Source organism: Paenibacillus sp. GCM10027628 (assembly GCF_042676385.1).
GTDB lineage: Bacteria > Bacillota > Bacilli > Paenibacillales > NBRC-103111 > Paenibacillus_E.
Genome location: NZ_JBHTHA010000002.1, coordinates 392,943 through 411,755, shown reverse-complemented (window position 1 = coordinate 411,755; position 18,813 = coordinate 392,943). Strand labels below are relative to the sequence as shown.

Sequence of the window (18,813 nt, the reverse complement as noted above, 5' to 3'; positions counted from 1 at the left end):
CAATTATAATGTAAATATCCCTAAAAAGCATATAAGATAAATGTATAGCGAAGGGGGAGAGTTACAATGGCTAGAATTTCATACTCGGAAAACGGTCTTACACCATTTCAGAAATTGTTGGGGCACAATGAAGCGGTACTCGAACAATGGGCGAGCCTGGAAGGAACGTTTTACAATCAAGGGCTGCTAAGCGATGAATTGAAAGAGCAGGTACGCAGGACACTTGCCTTCGGCAACGGATGCGAGTACTGTCAAGCCAGAGGAAAGCCGGCGCTTCATCAAGAAGATGAGCGGATCAGTCTAGCTGTGGCTTTCGCCGAGGTATTTCTCAAAGACCGAGGGTCGCTCGATGACCGTCACTTTGATATCCTTAGGCAGCAATTCTCGGAAGTTGAAATTGCAGAATTGTGTGCTTACATTTGCTTCACTACAGGCTCGCAATTGTTCGGCGCAATCATGAATTTGAAACTGTAACAGAGGGCGAAACAAACATAGACAACCTAAAACCTGCTCATGCGGAAGTGGATCCCACTCCCACTGCTACAGAGTCAGGTTTTTTTGTTTTTACAACCATGAACCGTTGGAAGGGATATATCAAGAAGGTTCAATTCCTTGAATAGAACTCTTCTATAAATGAATAGAAAACATCAATTAGACGCCATAGATGGTGCGGTGATACAGTATTATCTATAAATCATATATAACCAATAGGAATTATCGTAATTATTATTTTAAAAAAAGTCAGGTGGGGTGAAGATGGCTTTACAGAGCGAAATACGAATTCGTGAAGCGCGGAAGGCGGATCGCGATGGCATTGAAAAGCTTGTCGTGGAGGCTTATCAGCAATATGCGGCTGTACTGCCTGCTGAGCGGTGGGAGCTTTACCAAGCTAATATACGAGCTTCAGTAGACGGAGATGGCCCGATTGCCCGCATCGTTGCAGAGATGGATGGTCAGATTGTGGGAAGCGTTCAGTTATTTACTTCTTCAGAGGTTGCCTACGGCTTGCCTGATCTGAATATTCACTCGCCTATTATTCGCCTTCTGGCTGTTGCGCCCCAAACGCGTGGAAGAGGGATCGCGACGGCTCTGATTAAGGAAAGTGTACGCCGCTCGCTTGAGCTTGGCGCCGAGACGCTCCATTTGCATACTTCTGACATGATGGAGTCGGCAGTCAGACTGTACGAACGACTTGGCTTCGAACGCGCTGAAGATAAGGATTTTTACAATGGCCAGACGTTAGTGAAGAGTTTCAGGCTTCACCTGAAGGAGAGCGCAATTATTTAGAAAAAGAGGAGAGAGACATTTGACAAATCCAAAACAAAGAAAAGTAAAGTTCGGTGCCATTATTCATGGTGTCGGCGGCAATATTTCAGGCTGGAGACATCCGGATGCGCTCGTTGATGCGAGCGTAAATGTGGAGTTTTATAAGCAACAAGCATTGAAAGCAGAGTCGGGCAAATTCGACCTCGTCTTTATCGCTGATGGGCTCTATATCACGGAGAAGTCGATTCCTCACTTCTTGAATCGCTTTGAGCCGCTGACCATTCTCTCGGCGCTCGGCGCCGTCACCTCCAAAATCGGTCTCGTCGGAACGCTTTCTACGTCCTACAGCGAGCCGTTCACCGTAGCCAGACAATTCGCTTCGTTGGATCATATTAGCGGCGGTCGTGCAGGTTGGAACGTCGTTACTTCCCCGCTGGAAGGCTCAGCCAAAAACTTTAACAAAGGCGAGCACCCTTCGCACCCGGAACGCTACCGAATTGCCGAAGAGCATCTGGAAGTCGTGAAAGGCTTATGGGATTCATGGGAGGATGACGCATTTGTTCGGGATAAAGAATCTGGTGTATTTTTTGACTCTGAAAAGCTGCACAGATTGGATCACAAAGGAGAGTTTTTCTCCGTTCAAGGGCCTTTGAATATTGCCCGTTCCAAACAAGGGCATCCGGTCGTGTTCCAAGCCGGATCGTCGGAAGCGGGGAAGAATCTGGCGGCCAAAACGGCAGACGCCGTTTTCACGCATCATGAGACGATTGAAGAGGCGAAGAGCTTCTACGCCGATGTCAAAGGGCGTGCCGCGGCATTTGGGCGCTCGGAAGAGGATATCGTGATTTTGCCGGGAATCGGTCCGATTGTAGGGCGTACGGAAGAAGAAGCGGAGCGCAAATATCAGGAGCTTGCAAGCCTGGTGACGATTGAACGCGCGCTGGATTACTTAGGCCGATTTTTTGAGCATTACGATTTTTCCCAGCATCCGCTGGATGAGCCATTTCCGGATTTAGGGGATTTCGGCAGCAACAGCTTCCAAAGCGGCACGAATAAAATCAAGCAAAATGCTAAGGAGCAGGGTTTGACGCTGCGCCAAGTCGCTCTCCAATCGGCTACGCCGCGCGGAGAGTTCGTTGGAACGCCGGAGCAAGTCGCTGATTTGATCCAGCAATGGTTCGAGGAAAAAGCGGCGGACGGCTTTATCATTCATTCTTCTTTACCGGGTGGTTTGGATGACTTTGTCGACCTCGTCGTGCCGATTTTGCAAGAACGCGGCATATACCGCGAAGAATATGAGCATGGTACGCTTCGTGAAAATCTGGGTTTGAAGATTCCTGTAAATCGATATTCGAAGGTGATCCAGAGATGATTACAGTGAAAGCACCGGGAAAATACTGGAACGAGCCTGGGATTCTAGCTAAAAGCGGGCCGTTGATCGCATCTATTGGCAAACGCGCCCTGATCATTGCCGGAAGAAGAGCGCTGGAAGCAGTAAATGCATCATTCATCAGCACTTTAGATGAGTCAGGGATTTCATACACAATAGCCTTATTTAGCGGGAAAGTCACATCAGTTGAAATCGACAGTTTTACTGAAAAAGCTGCGAAAGTACAGGCTGACGTCATTATCGGAGTCGGCGGAGGAAAGGCGCTGGACATCTCCAAGGCCGTGGGCGGCAAGCTGGGGATCCCGGTTGTCGCAGTGCCAACCATAGCGGCTACATGCGCTTCTTGGGCGGCTGTCACTGTTCTCTACGATGATCTTGGGCGATCTTCCGGGTATTTGCTGAACGAGCGATCGCCGGAACTGGTGCTTGCGGATACGGATGTTCTCGCCTCTGCCCCGAAGCGTTATCTCGCCGCGGGAATCGGCGATACGATCGTGAAATGGTATGAAACTGTCGTGAATTTGAACGACGATCCTGATGGGCTGGATATCAGAATCGCTACGCAAACGGCCAAGATCGCGCTCGACAGGCTGCACCTCCATGCCTTGGAGGCGTACCAATCGGCCGGGTCCGGCGAGGTGACGCCTGCCTTCTTAGAAACCGTCGATGCTATCATTGCATTGGCAGGACTGGCCGGAACCGTTCAAGGCTCTACAGCCCGCGCAGCGATCGCCCATTCGATTCATAACAGCCTGACGCACTTTCCGGAAACGGGGAACACACTTCACGGCGAAAAGGTCGCCTTTGGGCTTCTGACTCAGGTTGTTCTTGAAGGGCGGGCGGAAGCGGAAATAAACGGACTAGCGGTTCTCCTCCATAAACTTGGGCTGCCGATTACATTGAAAGAACTGGGCATCGATAAAGAATCTGCAAACATTGCCGTGGAAATTGCAAAAGGCGTTCAGCTGCGGGAAGGCTCGACAAGCGGATTGTCTTTTGAAATCAATGAGAACCTGATTGCCCAAGCGATTCAGAAAGCGGATCAATGGGGTCACCGGATCATCCGCGAAGCATATTCCAAAGCTTAACTGTGCGTTATTCAGAAAGGTGGAAATTCGTTCATGTTTCGAGTTAACAAGTATGCCCGCCGTACAATTCTTTCGTTATTGATCGTTGGTCTAGCAGCCGGATGCGCCAACAACACAACACCAACTTCCCAAGTTCCCGTATCTACAGCGGCGGCAAGCGGTGCACCTGCTTCCCCTTCAGTTGATCTGAGTAAAGTCACGCTGCGGGTCGGGCAAACGGGATGGGGCAGTTTGGAGTTAGGGTTTAAAGAAGCAGGTCTGGATAATACGCCATACAAAGTGCAGTACAGCGTATTCCAAGGCGGCAATTTGCAGTTGGAAGCAATGGCGGCAAACAATCTGGACTTAGGTTCGACGAGCGAAATCCCGCCTTTATTTGCTTCACTGGCTGCGAACGGGGGCAATTTCAAGGTCATCGCATCGTTTGAGTCTACCACCTTAAATCAAGAGGTTGTCATCCCCAAAGGTTCGCCGCTCAAAAGCGTTGCTGAATTAAAGGGGAAAAAAGTAGCTTACGTCAGCAGCACAACCGCTCATTATTTCCTGGTCAAAATCCTTCAGCAAGCCGGATTGTCCTGGACGGATATCGAGGCGGTGCCTTTATCCACATCGGATGGACTTAGCGCTTTGATCAGCGGTAAAGTCGATGCTTTGGCAAGCTACGGAAATGCGATTATTTCCGCCCATCAGAACGGGGCTACCCTTTTGGCCAGCGCCAAGGATATCCTATCCGGAAATTTCCTTTACGAGGCTACGCCCGATGCGATTAATGACCCGGTTAAGCATGCAGCTATCGTCGATTATCTGACCCGGTTGAACAAGTTCTATGAATGGAGCAGAAACAACCAGCAAAAATGGGCGGAGATCACGGCGTCAAATACCAAACAGCCGGTCGAGCAAGCGCTGGATACGCTTAAGCAAGGCGAGGCGCAGCGGCCGTCCAAGCTCTCGGCGAACTTCCAGAAGGCGATCGCTTCCCAGCAGGATGTTGCGGATGCTTTAAGCAGCGTGGGATTGCTGAAAAGCAAAATCGACGTCAACGCCATTTGGAGCAAATCTTTTGAGGAAGAGCTGAAAAAAATAACGGCTCCATAGTATCCGTGCCGAGCGTAAGGAGGGTAAAAGAGTTGAAAGAATCAAGAGGCTTAGAACGCTTCTATCAGGTCGCCCCCTGGATCATTCCCGTTACAACGATTTTGGTTTGGCATGTGTTGACGACCACCGGTATCATTCCGGCGAATGTATTGCCGCAGCCGATTAAAGTGCTAAATACCCTGATCGTCTTGCTGAAAAACGGCGAATTGTTTACGAATATCGGCGTTAGCGCCAAAAGGGCGCTAAGCGGTTTTGCACTCGGCGGCGGGGTCGGGTTTTTGCTGGGGCTGCTGAACGGCTTCTCACGCACGGCAGAAAAGCTGGCGGATTCATCGATCCAGATGATCCGGAACATTCCGCTATTCGCGCTGATTCCACTCGTTATTATCTGGTTTGGCATTGAGGAATCGGCCAAACTGCTGCTAGTAGCTCTGGGGGTATTTTTCCCGGTCTATCTGAATACTTTCCATGGCATTCGATCCATCGATCCCGGGCTGATTGAGATGGGTAAAGTGTACGGGCTGAACCGATTCTCTCTCTACTGGCATATTATTTTGCCCGGCGCATTGCCATCGGTTTTGGTAGGCGTCCGGTATGCGCTCGGCATCATGTGGCTGACCTTGATCGTCGCGGAGACAGTCGCGGCAAAATCAGGTATCGGGTACATGGCGAATAGTGCCAGAGAATTTTTTCAGCTGGATGTGATTGTTCTGAGCATTGTGATCTATGCCTTGCTGGGGAAGCTTTCGGACAGCATCGCCAAGTTGCTGGAAAAATGGTGGCTGCAGTGGAATCCTAACTTTTCCAAACGCTGAACGGAAGGTAACGTGCCTGGTGGATCACATAACCAAATAGAGGTGGGGAATTTGATGACTCGAAATTTAGAACCTTTTTCTTTTGCCAAACGGATACCGGCGACTCCATCCATCGGAAGTACAACGATAACGAAGCCGGATCATGTTCATTTATCATTCGGTTTCGCCGCTCCGGATCTGTTCCCCATTCCGCAACTCTCCCAAGCGGCGGCTGACGCAGTCACGCTCTATGGGAGAAAAGCGCTGCAATATTCAGGCTCGGGAGGACCCGGCAAGATTCTAAAATGGATTCAGAATCGTTCCCTTGTTCACGGGATCCAGGCTGATTTGAACCAAATTTTGGTCACGTATGGCTCCACGCAGGGCATTGATTTAGCGACCCGCATTCTTGTTGATCCGGGCGATCATGTTTGGGTGGAATCGCCATCCTTTTTCAGCGCACTCCAAGCCTTCCGAACGGCGGAAGCACGAATCACTTCGTTTCCGATCGATGAGGAGGGCGTTCGTGTCGATTTGATCGAGAACGCGCTTTTGGACGCGAAACAGAATAACAAGCCGCTCCCCAAATTTGTCTATACAATGCCTACTTACCATAATCCGGGAGGCGTAACTCTCTCGATTGAAAGAAGGAAGCGTTTAGCCCGTCTGGCTGAAACGTATAACTTCTTTATTCTCGAAGATGACGCCTATTCCGAACTTAATTTTACAGGCGATAAGTTTCCGCCCTTGTATACGCTCGTTCCCGAAAGAGTCATTTACCTGAACACGTTCTCCAAAATCATAGGGCCTGGCCTTCGCCTTGGATGGGTAATTGCCGATCCAACCGTCATTGATAAACTGAAGCTTCTGAATCTCGGCGGCAGCATCGGTGTGTTCACCCAAGAGATTCTTGCCGAACTGTTGGAACATTTACCTTTCCAAGCGCATGTAGACCGTCTTCGTGACCATTACCGCAATCAAAGAGATATTTTGGCAGCAGCCGTAAAAGAGAGCTTTGGTGATCATGTAACGTTCCATTTGCCGGACGGAGGCTTCTATATTTGGCTTACATTCCGCGAGCATGTGAATACGACTGCATTTTTGCAGGATGCAGCAGACCGTGGCGTTAGTTTTGTAGACGGAAAAAGCTTTTTTGTAAACCCGGAAGGCCATCGCCACGCAAGACTTTGTTTCAGTTATGTGAATGAAGATCAACTCGTTCAAGGCGTAAAGAGTATGGCGGCAGCTTATTTTGCCTATATTAAAGCCTCTCCCGTTTCGTCGAATAGCGGAATAACATCTTAAGTGCATAAGAAACGACGAAATAGATGAACAAAATCCGGAAAGTTTGGTAGCCGGATACAACCGATAGGTCGGCGCCGACTTCGTGCGCCATGATGCCCATTTGATCCATGCCGCCTGGAGCCATGCTGAGGAAAGCGGTGGACCCGGAAATAGCGTGCATGCGAGTAAGCAGCAGGCTAAGCCCGAGTGCGCTGGCGATCAGGATTGCTCCGCCGATAAGCGCCATCGTGATGGTTCTCGCTTTGCGCTCCAATTGACCCGGCTGAAGCAGCAATCCCACGTAGCTGCCAATCATAAATTGCGAAAGATTGAGCAGCGTTGCTGGCAGCGGAGGTCCATAAAACCCGCTGATATGCACAAGCGAGGTCCCGATCATAGGCCCGAGCATATAAGCGGTGGGCAGGTTGATCTTCTTGCCCAGCCATGCACACAGTATGCATACCGGCGCATAAACCAACATATGGGGGAAGAGTCCGCTCCACGAGACAACTGCGACTTGAGCGGTTGGCAAGGCCGTACTCATATGACCGGATCCGAAGAGTGGGCTGAATACGAGCAGCGGCACAATGAATACAATCATCATCAGCCGAATGACTTGGAAAAAGGTCACAAGCGTAATGTCGATATTTTTGAACTCTTCAGCAAGCGTGATCATCTGTGTCAGTCCGCCGGGAATGCTGCCCGTCATCATGGTCGGAAAGTCAATGCCGGTAAGCTTGGACATGAGAAAAGCGACGATCGCGCATAAGGCGATTAAGGTGACGGTCATGAGCAGCATAGAAGGCAGCTGGTGGAAAATTTCCACGAACGCATTCTTCGTTAACGATAAGCCGATCGAGTATCCGACGATCAGAATGCCCGTATCCCGTATGGGACCGGGCCACGCGAGCGGCATTCCGCCCCATTTGGAGGCGATCAGCACGGCGATCATGGGTCCCAGCAGCCAAGGGATCGGCATGTGAATCCAGGTAAAGAGGACTCCGCCGGCGATAGATATTACGCAGGTCCATAGATATTGCATCCACCTGGACGTTGGTTTAAGACTCATTTTCATGACTAGCATTCACTCCCGTTCAAGCATTCAGCGTCCGGTTTAATATCCTTGCATCATACAACATCTTGTTGATGGCTTGCAATATAAGGGGGCGGTGAACCGCATCTCTATAACAACAAAAAGTGGTTGAGCTGGTACGGTCCCCCTGCTCAACCACTTTTTTTCGATTTACGGACTAGAGCTCCCTTTACTTACCCAGAAGGTCACATTATCGCCTTGCATGCCTTTTGTTCCTGCTGCGGGATCTTGCTTGGTAACCGTGTCCTTCGCCTGTGAGCCCGTTTCCAACAGGTAATTGTAGTGCAGACCTGCGGCCAGTGCCTGTTTCTCCGCATCAGCGAGCGTTAGACCTACGAGATTAGGGATAAGAACTTCTTTGCTTGCCTCTGTGCCCGCTCCGCTTGTTTCTGAGGCCTTAGGCGAACTTGTTGCCTTTAAGGGGCTCGGTGTCGGTGTCGGTAATGCCGAAACGGGCTTATCGGAATGGCTTGGCGTCGGACGGTTTGTCTTGGAAGAAGAAGGCCATACCATCCATATTGCAAAGATGGCCACAACAACCAACACAGCGGCCCCTACGCTTTTCCTTTTTAAAAAAGGAAGCTTCTGGACAGGTTCACTCGAAAAGGATGTCCTTGATGGCAGAGGAAGCTGCTCCTCATCCGGAATGCTAACTGTTTGCAGTTTGCGTAGACCGAAAATCAGCGTAGACAAAGACGCTTGTCCTTGACCGACGTGTTTGACCAGCTTAATTAATGCTTCTTTTTGCTCATCGGTTGCCCCCTTGATTTGAATTCGCTCCAAATGCGTGTGCAGCACATCAAAAGGGTCGGTCATTTCTTTTTTGCCGGTAAGAAGTTGAACCAATAACCCGCACAATCCCCTTGCCCCTTGCGTTAACGGAGTGCCTTCATCCCAGTAGTTAATCACGGAGATTCGTTCGTTCTCACCGTACCATAAATTTTCCATGCCTACAGAAAAGCCGGTGACTTGCTCCTCCATCGCGTCCAGCATAGATACGCCGAGATCGGTAACGAGGTTGACGGCATTTTCGAAAACCCAAGGCTGCCCTGATCCATGTTCCGTTAAGAGCTGGCCGGGTTTTTGCTGCAAGACGATGAGAACAGTACGTTCTTTAAACGAGGTATCGAGAATATGGAGGAAGCCTTCGTGATTAAATGAGGCGGTATGCTTGAATTTGAGCAAATACGTATCTTCAGACTGACCTTCCTTCAGTACGGTTGAATAAAAGATGACTTTGCGATTCAAAAACAAATCTTCGCCGTAATGTAAAACTCCATTATATAAAGTGGTTATCTGTGAATTTGATACATACCGATTCCCAATTCGTCTATCTAATCTATCCATGGTAAATCCATCCTTTCTTGACCGTAGCTTCAAGATACCCCTTGCCACATACTATTCGCAGGCATCGGAGGATTTAGGTTCAATACTAGTATATATGGAAAATACAAGTTCTTCATAGTTTTCTAAATCTTTATTGCTAAGTTAGTGTGAAGCCCCTAGTATTAATACTAATTATAATATTGAAAGAGCTGATGTTGCATGCCATCCTTAAGGCCATTTTTCAATTCGCTGCGTTTTAAGCTGTTTGGCATTATTTTCATTATTGTGCCGCTTGTCGCCGTTCTAGTGGTGATCAACATTTATTCCGTACAAGTTGTCCGAAACGAAGTTTCCCAGTCCAACAGGAATCTGCTAAGTCTTTACGTCGGGCAAATCGATCAAAATCTCCAGCAGGTCGATAATTACTTATACAATTTGTCGCAGCTGAATACGGATCTGCTCGACCTAGAGGTCACGTCGCAGAATCATGAGAACGATTACAATAAAGCCAAGCTGCGCTTGTACAATTCCATTTCGAACGAAATCAGCTATTATAAAATGATCGACTTATTTTTTATCTATTCCGAAACCAATCAAGAGTTAATTTGGAATCAAAATTTTGGATCGGGCTATGAACAGCGGATGGAAGTGAAACAAGCCATTCTGCAAATGCTTCAAGGCGATAAGACGAAGTATAACAATACATGGTGGTATTACTGGCGGGATGATCAGACGTATTACTTATTTCACTTGATCAAAACAGGGAACGTCTACGTCGGGGCATGGGTGAATGCGGAGAAAATGATCGTCCCCTTTAATAAGATTGACTTTGGAAAGTCCGGAACCGCGCTCTTGGCAACGAATCAGTTAGAACCCATGAACCATGCGGATTTCATTCAGAAGACGAATATTCAATTGAAAGCAGTACCGGGTGAGCCTTATTATTTATCGGGGAACCATAATCAATATTTGGTCATGAGCGAACCGTCCGGGGTGGGGAATTTTAATTTAGTGGCCTTAATTCCGGACGAAACGATATTGGAAAAGCTGCCGTTTGTACAGCGCATATCATCGGTTATCTCCATCGCCGCCTGTGTCTTTCTGGTCATCTTCCTGCTGATGATGCGCAAAGTGTTTCTGCTCCCGATCAACCGGATGGTAGCTGCCATGAGAAAGCTGCGGGACGGACATTGGGAGTCGCGGCTGCATCTCGAACCGACTTCCACGGAGTTCGAGATCATGCATGAAACGTATACCGGCCTGATCGCTGAAATTCGCGATTTGAAAATTCATGTGTACGAGGAAAAGCTGAACGCCCAGCGGGAAGAACTCAAACATTTACAGCTCCAAATCAATCCGCATTTTTTCCTGAATACGCTGAACATCGTTTATAATCTTGCAACCGTAAAAGAGTATGCGCTCATCCAAGAAATGAGCAAATGCCTGGTCGCTTATTTCCGGTTTATGTTCAGAAGTGGTTCCGGCTATGTTACGCTGCGAGATGAGCTCAAGCATACCGCGAACTATTTGCGCATTCAACAGCTCCGTTTCCCTGACAGTTTAACCTATCGGATTGAGGCCGATGATGAACTGCTCACTTGCGAAATTCCGCCGCTTGTCATCCAAACGATGGTGGAGAACTGTATTAAGCACGCAGTAACCCTTGACGAGCCCGTTGAGGTCCAAGTTGTTGTTGATAAAGACATGACGGACGGGACTTCAGCGCTCAAAATTACGATTCGTGATAATGGTCCGGGGTTTGAACCGCACATTTTGAATGATCTGCAAAGCAATGTAGAGCTTACGAATACAGAGGGGGAACAGGTAGGCTTATGGAACGTCAAGCGAAGATTGCGCCTCCTATATGCCGCTCAGGCTAGTATCCAATTTTTCAATGCGGTTCCCAAAGGTGCCGTAGTGGAGATCAAAATTCCGATCACTTCAGAGAAGAAGGAGTAGCTGCTTATGTATCATGCGCTCATAGTGGACGACGAGGCTCACGCGGTAAGAGGTCTTCAAGCCGGCGTAGATTGGGATAAATTGAAGATTACAGAGGTCTACAAAGCGTTCAATATTCGGCAGGCCAAAGAAATATTTGAGGAGCATGGCGTGCATATTTTAATATGCGACATTGAGATGCCGCAAGGCACGGGACTTGAGCTGCTAGAGTGGGTTCGGGAGCATTATCCTGAAACCGAGACGGTGTTCTTGACCTGTCATGCCGACTTTACTTATGCCAAGCAAGCGATTCAATTAAACAGCTTTGACTATTTGCTTAAACCGGTTGATTATTCGGAGCTTGAAGACGTAGTTGGCAAAGCGCTTGGCAAAATAGGAAAAGAGGCAGAGCTGCGCACGTTTCAAGCTACGTACAAGCATTATCATAACCTGTGGGAAACGCATCAGCCCCTTTTGTTGGAACGGTTTTGGCAGGATTTGCTCGCTCAGTCCATACCGTCTCAAGCTGTTGCGATCCGCGAGCATTTGGCTAAGCAAAGCATTTCGTTTTCCGACAACCAGCGTTTTCTGCCGATATACATTCATGTTCAGCGTTGGTACAAGGAGCTATCCGGGCGCGAACAGCGAATTATGGAGTATGCGGTGAAAAATGCAGCGGAAGAGCAGATCATCCGGCACACCCGCCATGCGATGGCCATTCCGCTTCAAAATGGCAAGTTGTTAGCCATTATTCCGATCGGATCCGAGACTTCGCCGACGCCGAGTCTTATCGAGTCGGAATGCAACCAGTTCATCGCATCCTGCAACAAGTATTTTTATTGCGACTTATGCTGTTACATCGGTGAACAGGTGGCCATTCATGAGATGTTCGCGATGGTGCAGAAGCTGCAAGCATTAGATGGAGACAATGTTACGTTGGTCAATCGTACGCTGCAGCTCCGTTCATGCGGCAAACCCGCTGCCAGGCCGCAAGCGCCGTTGATGTCGGAATGGGCCGAACTGATGAAGCAGGGGGCGAGAGAGAAGCTGCAGACGGAAGTCAGGCAATATCTGGAATCATTAAAGCATGAAAAAAGCGGGATTGATGCCGGCTGGCTGCAAGCTTTTTATCAAGACTTTTTGCAAATGGTGTTTTTTGTCCTGCAGTTGAAAGGCCTTCAAGCCCATAAGGTGTTTGCGAGCAGCCTATTGACGGAAAATTCGGAGAGAGCCGTCCGTTCTCTGAAGGCGACGGAGTCGTGGGTTCCCATCGTGATTGAGGTCGTGATGAATCATATCCAACCGATTCAAGAAAACCTCTCTCTCGTGGAGAAGGTCAAACAGTTTATCGGCGAGCATATCGGGCAGCAGTCCTTAAGCCGTGAAGATATTGCCAACGCCGTATATCTGAATCCCGACTATTTAACCCGAGTCTTCAAGAAAGAGACGGGATCGAGCCTGTCGGACTATTTGCAGCACCAGCGCATAGAGCTTGCGAAGCATTTGCTGATGAAAAGCGAGCAACCGGTCAGTGATATCGCGTTGACGGCCGGCTACTCGAATTTATCGTATTTCTCCACCATTTTTAAAAAAGCGGTCGGCCTCACGCCTGCAGATTACCGCAAACAGCTGCAAAAGAAATAACGAAGTGCATCCCACCGGTGATACGGAGGGGTGCCTTTTTCTTTCTTCATGCAGTCGGCGCCAAAAAGTCGGAAAAACAAAAGTGACAGGTCGTTTTATTGGTGGGTGCCGTAGCTTCCAATCCTCTACAATTAGGACATACATACAAACAAGAAAGAGGGGAACGCAGCATGAAACAGAGCACAAGAAGAAATGCCTGGAAAACGCTGAAACGTTATCGCGCCTTATTCCTCATGGTACTGCCGGGGTTTATCTACTTAATCATTAACAATTACATGCCCATGTTCGGCGTCATTATCGCATTCAAAAATATTAACTACCGGAAAGGGATTCTCGGAAGCGACTGGATCGGCTTCAAAAACTTCGAATACTTGTTCAAAACGTCCGACGCTTTCATCATTACTAGAAACACGATCCTGTACAACGGATTGTTCATTGTGCTCAATCTCGTTCTCGCAATCGCCGTCGCGATTTTGCTTAATGAAATTAAGAACCGCTTTCTGTCGCGTTTTTACCAAAGCGTCGTGCTACTGCCTTATTTGATCTCCATGGTTATCGTCGGCTATCTGGTCCTTTCGATGCTGAATGTGGATAACGGTTTTGTGAATCATCACATTTTGCCGCTGTTCGGGATTGAACCGATTTCCTGGTACGGAGAAGCGAAATATTGGCCGTATATTTTAACGATCGTGAATATCTGGAAGAACGTCGGTTATCTGTGCATCATCTTTTTAGCAGCGATTGTCGGCATCGATCACGAATATTATGAAGCGGCTACCATCGACGGTGCAGGCAAATGGATGCAAATTCGCACGATTACCGTACCGCTTCTCATGCCAACGATATCGATCATGGCGCTGCTTGGCATCGGCCGGATCTTTTACTCCGACTTCGGTCTCTTTTATCAAGTTCCGCTGAACTCGGGACCGCTCCAGTCGACGACTGATGTCATCGATACGTACGTGTACCGGGGGCTGATGAGTTTGGGGGATATCGGGATGTCTTCGGCAGCAGGCCTTTATCAATCGCTTGTCGGCTTTATTTTGGTACTCATATCCAACTATGTGGTAAGCAAGCGAAACCGCGAACGAGCTTTATTTTAGATGAAAGGAGGACTAGGTGTATGAAAACCAACCAAATGAATCAAACTGCCGTCAATATCTTCTTCCTGCTCTTGACCTGCGCGAGCCTGTTTCCGTTCGCTCTTCTCTTGATGGCGTCGATCTCAGATGAAAAAGCGATTATCCAACACGGCTATTCCTTGTGGCCGAGCCAGTTCAGCCTAAGCGCGTATAAATTCCTGCTCAATGATTCGAGCTCGATGGTAAGAGCCTACGGCATAACGATCTTTATCACAGTCGTCGGCACGTTCGGCGGGCTGATCATCTCATCTTTGCTCGCTTACCCGTTATCACGGGACGATATGCCGCTTCGCAAAATCATGTCCTTTCTTGTTTTCTTTACGATGCTGTTCAATGGGGGACTCGTTTCCACATACTTGATCTATACCGAAGTGTTCCACATCAAAAATACGATCTGGGCGCTCATCCTGCCGGGTTTGCTGACGAACGGCTTCTACATTATGCTGATGAGAACTTTCTTCAGCACATCGATTCCTACGCCGATTATCGAGTCCGCTTATATGGACGGCGCGACGGAGTTCAAAATCTTTTATAGGATCATCATGCCGCTATCGCTGCCTATTCTCGCAACAATCGGGCTAATGCTGATGATTTCTTACTGGAACGATTGGTTTAACGGACTCATCTTCGTTACCGACAGCAAACTGTTTAGCCTGCAAAACATGCTGAACCGCATGCTGACAGATATTCAATTCCTGCAGCAGACAAGCCTGGGCAGCAATCAATCGACCGCAACGGCTAAAATTCCTCTGGCTACGGTGCGTATGGCGATGGCGGTTATCGGGATTGTACCGATCATTTGCGCCTACCCGTTCTTTCAGAAATATTTCGTTAAAGGACTTACGCTCGGGGCTGTCAAAGGATAAGGTTTCTTCCGAATCTCCGATTCGGTGCATATATACATTCACTTAGGGGGTAATTCAATGTTCAAAAAATGGAAAACGATTGCCGGCTCGATGGCTGTAACCGTAACCGCTGCGACCATGCTCTCTGCATGCGGCAGTTCGACAGATTCACAGTCCGGATCCACGCCGGGCAGTAAAGCTAAAGATGATTCCAAGCCATACGAAATCTCCATGGCATTCATTAATTTTCAAAATATGCCTGACGTGGGGGCCGTCCAAGAGGAAATTAGTAAAATAACGAAGCAAAAAATAAATGCAACCGTGAAATTGATCCCAATTAGTATTTCCGCCTGGACGCAACAGACCAACCTGATGCTCGCCGGCAATGAAAAGCTGGATCTCTTGGTCAGCTCCGCCTTTTTCAATTACGGCAGCCAGGTGGCAAAAGGACAGTTAATTCCACTCGACGACCTGCTGGAGAAGAAAGGTCAAGGCATCAAGGGCGTATTCGAACCCGAGATTCTGAATGCAACGAAAATTGACGGGAAAATATATGGAGTTCCGAGTACCCGTGATATGGCGGCAGATTTCGGGATGGTGATGCGCAAGGATCTCGTGGAGAAGTACCATATCGACCTGAGCAAGGTGAAATCGTTCAGCGATCTGGAGCCTGCGTTTCAAGCGATCAAAGACGGCGAACCCGGCGTGGCGCCGGTCGTTCAGCAAACCCAAGGGCAATCCGGACAAACGGTAGCCCAAGTGATTACAGGAGCGAGCTTCGATCCTCTGGGCGACTCACTCGGCGGTTTGACCGATACTGGCGGCAACCTGAAAGTCGTCAATATTTTCGAAACCCAAGAATATGCGGACGCGATCGCGCTCGCACGGAAATGGTATCAGGCCGGATATATTATGAAAGATATCGCGACTTCTCAGGAAACCGGACCGAGCTTGGTGAAGGCAGGCAAAGCTTTCGGTTATGTGGCCAACCTGAAACCGGGCTTTGAAATCCAGGAATCGCGGAACTCGGGAACAGAGCTCGTTGGTGTCCGATTAACCAAACCGGTAACGTTTACTTCCAGCATCACTTCCTTCATGATGTCCATCACGAAAAATAGCGACAATCCCGAGAAAGCGATGGAATTCCTGAATTTGATGTACACGGATAAAGATATCGCGAATTTGATCGACAACGGGATCGAAGGCAAGCATTATGTTAAAAAATCGGACACGATCATTGCCAAGCCTGACGGCGTCAAGGAATCCGGCTATATGTTAAATGAGTGGGAAGTCGGTAACAACTATCTGTCCTATATCTGGGAAGGCGAAGATCCGCAAAACTGGGAGAAAATGAAGCAATTCAACAAATCCTCTATCCGTTCCAAAGCACTCGGTTTCACTTTTAACGTTGATCCGGTTAAAACGGAGGTTGCCGCAGCGACGAACGTGCTGAATCAATACCGCGTCGGCTTGGAAACAGGGACGCTGGATCCGGCTGGCCTGCAAGAATTCAATGCCAAGTTGAAGTCTGCCGGTTTGGATAAAATTATTGCCGAGAAGCAAAAGCAATTGGATGCTTGGGCCAAAACGGCTGCTAAATAGGGAAGGAGGATTTCCATGCAAAGAGACATTCCATCGCTAATTGCGCAAATGACGTTGGAAGAAAAAGCCGGACTTTGCTCCGGCTTGGACTTCTGGAGAACGAAGCCGATCGAACGCCTTGGCATTCCATCGATCATGTTGACAGACGGGCCGCACGGCTTACGGAAACAGAAAGGGTCCACCGACCACGTCGGCTTGTTCGACAGTGTACCCGCTACTTGTTTTCCTTCCGCAGCGGGTCTGGCTTGCTCATGGGATCGCGATCTGATCCGCGAGGTTGGCGTCGCTTTAGGCAAAGAGTGCCAAGCAGAGGACGTTGCGATTCTTCTGGGGCCGGGAGCGAATATCAAACGCTCGCCGCTTTGCGGGAGAAATTTTGAGTATTTCTCCGAGGATCCCTACTTGTCCTCCGAAATGGCGGCAAACCATATTCTTGGCGTTCAAAGCCAAGGCGTGGGGACTTCGCTGAAGCATTTCGCCGCCAATAATCAGGAACATCGCCGGATGTCGGTCAATGCCAACATAGATGAGCGCACGCTGCGGGAAATATACCTGGCCAGCTTCGAGGGGGCCGTCAAGCAGGCTCAGCCATGGACGGTCATGTGCTCTTATAACAAGGTGAACGGCGAATACGCTTCGGAGCATCCTTATTTATTGACAGACATACTGAAAGAGCAGTGGGGGCACGAAGGCTTTGTCGTATCCGACTGGGGGGCTGTCAACGAGCGTGAAGCCGGATTGGCCGCAGGTCTGGAACTCGAGATGCCGTCCAGCAACGGGATCGGGGATGCGAGGATCGTGGAAGCCGTGCGGAGCGGCCGGCTGTCTGAAGCCGCACTAGACTGCGCTGTGGAGCGGCTGCTTACGATCATTTTCAAAGCCGTCCAGCATCGCGATGAAAACGCAGCCTACGATGCTGCGGAGCATCATGCGCTTGCTCGCAAAGCCGCCGGCGAGAGCATGGTGCTGCTCAAGAATGAGGGCGGCATCCTACCGCTGAGGCAAGGGGAAAGCCTCGCTCTCATAGGTGCTTTTGCCCGTTCGCCGAGATATCAAGGCGGGGGAAGCTCGCACGTCAAGCCGACGAAGCTGGACGATATCGTGGAAGAAGTGCGCCGAGTCGCAGGGGATATGGTTGCAGTAAGCTACTCTCCGGGCTATTCGCTGGACAGCGATGAGACGGAAGAGAGATTGATATTTGAAGCAACGGCAGCTGCGAAGGCGGCTGATGTGGCTGTTCTGTTTGTAGGGTTACCCGATCGCTTCGAGTCGGAAGGTTATGATCGCTCCCATTTGCTCATACCGGACAATCAGCGCAAGCTGATCGAAGCCGTAGCGGAAGTCCAGAGCAACGTTGTTCTTGTGCTCAGCAACGGGGCTCCAATCGAGATGCCATGGCTGCCAAAAGTAAGGGCCGTACTTGAGGGCTATCTGGGAGGTCAGGCGCTTGGCGGCGCGATCGCCGATCTGTTGTTCGGCCGTACGAGCCCGAGCGGCAAGCTCGCCGAGACGTTCCCTACTCAGCTCAGCCACAATCCGTCCTACCTTAACTTTCCTGGTGAAGGCGATCAGGTTGAATACAAGGAAGGGCTGTTCGTTGGGTACCGCTACTATGATAAAAAAGAGATTGAGCCTTTGTTCCCATTTGGCTACGGACTTAGTTATACAACGTTTGAATATGCGGACCTGGTTGTGGATCAATCAGAAATAACCGATCGTGAAACGGTTGAAGTGAACGTCCGTGTTCGAAATACCGGCGGCAGGTTCGGCAAAGAAATCGTGCAGCTGTATGTGAGAGACGTGGAAAGCAGCGTCATTCGGCCGCTTAAGGAGCTCAAGGGCTTCGTCAAAATCGCGCTGCAGCCGGGGGAAGAAACGGTTGTTACGTTTCGCCTCGATAAACGAGCATTTGCTTACTACAATACCGAATTAAAAGATTGGCATGTGGAATCAGGAGAGTTCGAAATCCTGATCGGTCAGTCCTCCCGCGATATTGTACTCAAGGATACGATTCGTGTTGAATCCTCCGTTCGTTTGAAAAGAACATACACACGCAATACGACGATCGGGGATTTGCTAAGCGATGAACAAGTGGCTGTTCATGCCCAAAATCTGCTTACACAATTTTCGGAGCAGAGCCCTTTTGGCAGCGTTCTTGAGGGAGACGGGTCAGACATGATGCTCGCGATGATGAGATATATGCCGCTGCGGGGACTCGTCGCATTTAGTCAAGGCGCTCTGACGGAAGCGACATTGGAAGTGTTTTTGCAGCAAATCAATGAATAGCTGTATAGATTAGGAGGAGA

Annotated in this window: 15 protein-coding genes; 13 read left to right on the top strand and 2 right to left on the bottom strand. The window is 49.2% G+C overall.

Annotated elements, in window-relative coordinates; genetic code table 11:
• Positions 1-66: 66 nt before the first annotated feature.
• From ACFQZT_RS03030 to ACFQZT_RS03000, 7 genes are all read left to right on the top strand, one after another.
• Complete coding sequence (locus tag ACFQZT_RS03030) at positions 67-474, top strand: carboxymuconolactone decarboxylase family protein (protein WP_379296403.1); 408 nt, start codon at positions 67-69, stop codon at positions 472-474.
• A 282-nt stretch (positions 475-756) separates the two neighbouring features.
• On the top strand, positions 757-1,287 hold the full coding sequence (locus ACFQZT_RS03025; RefSeq protein ID WP_379296401.1) for a GNAT family N-acetyltransferase: 531 nt from the start codon (positions 757-759) through the stop codon (positions 1,285-1,287).
• Positions 1,288-1,306: 19 nt separating this feature from the next.
• Entirely contained in the window at positions 1,307-2,638 is a 1,332-nt protein-coding gene (locus ACFQZT_RS03020) for an LLM class flavin-dependent oxidoreductase (RefSeq protein ID WP_379296399.1), read from the top strand.
• Entirely contained in the window at positions 2,635-3,744 is a 1,110-nt protein-coding gene (locus tag ACFQZT_RS03015; protein WP_379296397.1) for an iron-containing alcohol dehydrogenase family protein, read from the top strand. The genes ACFQZT_RS03020 and ACFQZT_RS03015 overlap by 4 nt, the downstream gene beginning before the upstream one ends.
• A gap of 33 nt (positions 3,745-3,777) precedes the next feature.
• Positions 3,778-4,839, top strand: a complete 1,062-nt coding sequence (locus tag ACFQZT_RS03010) for an ABC transporter substrate-binding protein (RefSeq protein WP_379296395.1) — start codon at positions 3,778-3,780, stop codon at positions 4,837-4,839.
• A gap of 32 nt (positions 4,840-4,871) precedes the next feature.
• Positions 4,872-5,654, top strand: a complete 783-nt coding sequence (locus tag ACFQZT_RS03005; protein WP_379296393.1) for an ABC transporter permease subunit — start codon at positions 4,872-4,874, stop codon at positions 5,652-5,654.
• 54 nt (positions 5,655-5,708) lie between these two features.
• Positions 5,709-6,938, top strand: a complete 1,230-nt coding sequence (locus ACFQZT_RS03000) for an aminotransferase-like domain-containing protein (RefSeq protein WP_379296391.1) — start codon at positions 5,709-5,711, stop codon at positions 6,936-6,938.
• Here ACFQZT_RS03000 and ACFQZT_RS02995 read toward each other — a convergent pair.
• Positions 6,895-7,992 (bottom strand): AbrB family transcriptional regulator, encoded by a 1,098-nt coding sequence (locus ACFQZT_RS02995; protein WP_379296389.1) that lies wholly within the window; start codon positions 7,990-7,992, stop codon positions 6,895-6,897. The two genes, ACFQZT_RS03000 and ACFQZT_RS02995, sit on opposite strands and share 44 nt — an antisense overlap.
• Before the next feature lie 168 nt (positions 7,993-8,160).
• The gene (locus ACFQZT_RS02990; protein ID WP_379296387.1) at positions 8,161-9,357 is read right to left on the bottom strand and encodes a PASTA domain-containing protein; all 1,197 of its coding nucleotides are present in this window, start codon (positions 9,355-9,357) and stop codon (positions 8,161-8,163) included.
• 198 nt (positions 9,358-9,555) lie between these two features.
• On the opposite strand from ACFQZT_RS02990, the gene ACFQZT_RS02985 reads away from it, so the two are divergent.
• The 6 genes from ACFQZT_RS02985 to ACFQZT_RS02960 all read left to right on the top strand — a co-directional run bounded on the left by ACFQZT_RS02985 (position 9,556) and on the right by ACFQZT_RS02960 (position 18,793).
• Positions 9,556-11,295, top strand: a complete 1,740-nt coding sequence (locus ACFQZT_RS02985) for a sensor histidine kinase (protein WP_379296384.1) — start codon at positions 9,556-9,558, stop codon at positions 11,293-11,295.
• A 6-nt stretch (positions 11,296-11,301) separates the two neighbouring features.
• Positions 11,302-12,918 (top strand): helix-turn-helix domain-containing protein, encoded by a 1,617-nt coding sequence (locus tag ACFQZT_RS02980; protein WP_379296382.1) that lies wholly within the window; start codon positions 11,302-11,304, stop codon positions 12,916-12,918.
• Between the two features lie 170 nt (positions 12,919-13,088).
• A complete protein-coding gene (locus tag ACFQZT_RS02975) occupies positions 13,089-14,021 on the top strand; it encodes an ABC transporter permease (RefSeq protein WP_379296380.1) in 933 nt (310 codons plus the stop codon).
• A 20-nt stretch (positions 14,022-14,041) separates the two neighbouring features.
• Complete coding sequence (locus tag ACFQZT_RS02970; RefSeq protein WP_379296378.1) at positions 14,042-14,926, top strand: carbohydrate ABC transporter permease; 885 nt, start codon at positions 14,042-14,044, stop codon at positions 14,924-14,926.
• 57 nt (positions 14,927-14,983) lie between these two features.
• On the top strand, positions 14,984-16,507 hold the full coding sequence (locus ACFQZT_RS02965) for an ABC transporter substrate-binding protein (protein WP_379296376.1): 1,524 nt from the start codon (positions 14,984-14,986) through the stop codon (positions 16,505-16,507).
• A 15-nt stretch (positions 16,508-16,522) separates the two neighbouring features.
• Positions 16,523-18,793: a beta-glucosidase gene (locus tag ACFQZT_RS02960; protein WP_379296374.1), complete on the top strand. Its 2,271-nt coding sequence runs from the start codon at positions 16,523-16,525 to the stop codon at positions 18,791-18,793.
• Positions 18,794-18,813: the final 20 nt, after the last annotated feature.

Bases quoted from the DNA above. Each gene is read 5' to 3' on its own strand.
- ACFQZT_RS03030 (WP_379296403.1), top strand. From the start codon at position 67: ATGGCTAGAATTTCATACTCGGAAAACGGTCTTACACCATTTCAGAAA.
- ACFQZT_RS02990 (WP_379296387.1), bottom strand. From the start codon at position 9,357: ATGGATAGATTAGATAGACGAATTGGGAATCGGTATGTATCAAATTCA.
- ACFQZT_RS02980 (WP_379296382.1), top strand. From the start codon at position 11,302: ATGTATCATGCGCTCATAGTGGACGACGAGGCTCACGCGGTAAGAGGT.
- ACFQZT_RS02965 (WP_379296376.1), top strand. From the start codon at position 14,984: ATGTTCAAAAAATGGAAAACGATTGCCGGCTCGATGGCTGTAACCGTA.
- ACFQZT_RS03025 (WP_379296401.1), top strand. From the start codon at position 757: ATGGCTTTACAGAGCGAAATACGAATTCGTGAAGCGCGGAAGGCGGAT.
- ACFQZT_RS02960 (WP_379296374.1), top strand. From the start codon at position 16,523: ATGCAAAGAGACATTCCATCGCTAATTGCGCAAATGACGTTGGAAGAA.
- ACFQZT_RS03010 (WP_379296395.1), top strand. From the start codon at position 3,778: ATGTTTCGAGTTAACAAGTATGCCCGCCGTACAATTCTTTCGTTATTG.
- ACFQZT_RS03015 (WP_379296397.1), top strand. From the start codon at position 2,635: ATGATTACAGTGAAAGCACCGGGAAAATACTGGAACGAGCCTGGGATT.
- ACFQZT_RS02975 (WP_379296380.1), top strand. From the start codon at position 13,089: ATGAAACAGAGCACAAGAAGAAATGCCTGGAAAACGCTGAAACGTTAT.
- ACFQZT_RS02985 (WP_379296384.1), top strand. From the start codon at position 9,556: ATGCCATCCTTAAGGCCATTTTTCAATTCGCTGCGTTTTAAGCTGTTT.
- ACFQZT_RS02970 (WP_379296378.1), top strand. From the start codon at position 14,042: ATGAAAACCAACCAAATGAATCAAACTGCCGTCAATATCTTCTTCCTG.
- ACFQZT_RS03000 (WP_379296391.1), top strand. From the start codon at position 5,709: ATGACTCGAAATTTAGAACCTTTTTCTTTTGCCAAACGGATACCGGCG.
- ACFQZT_RS02995 (WP_379296389.1), bottom strand. From the start codon at position 7,992: ATGAAAATGAGTCTTAAACCAACGTCCAGGTGGATGCAATATCTATGG.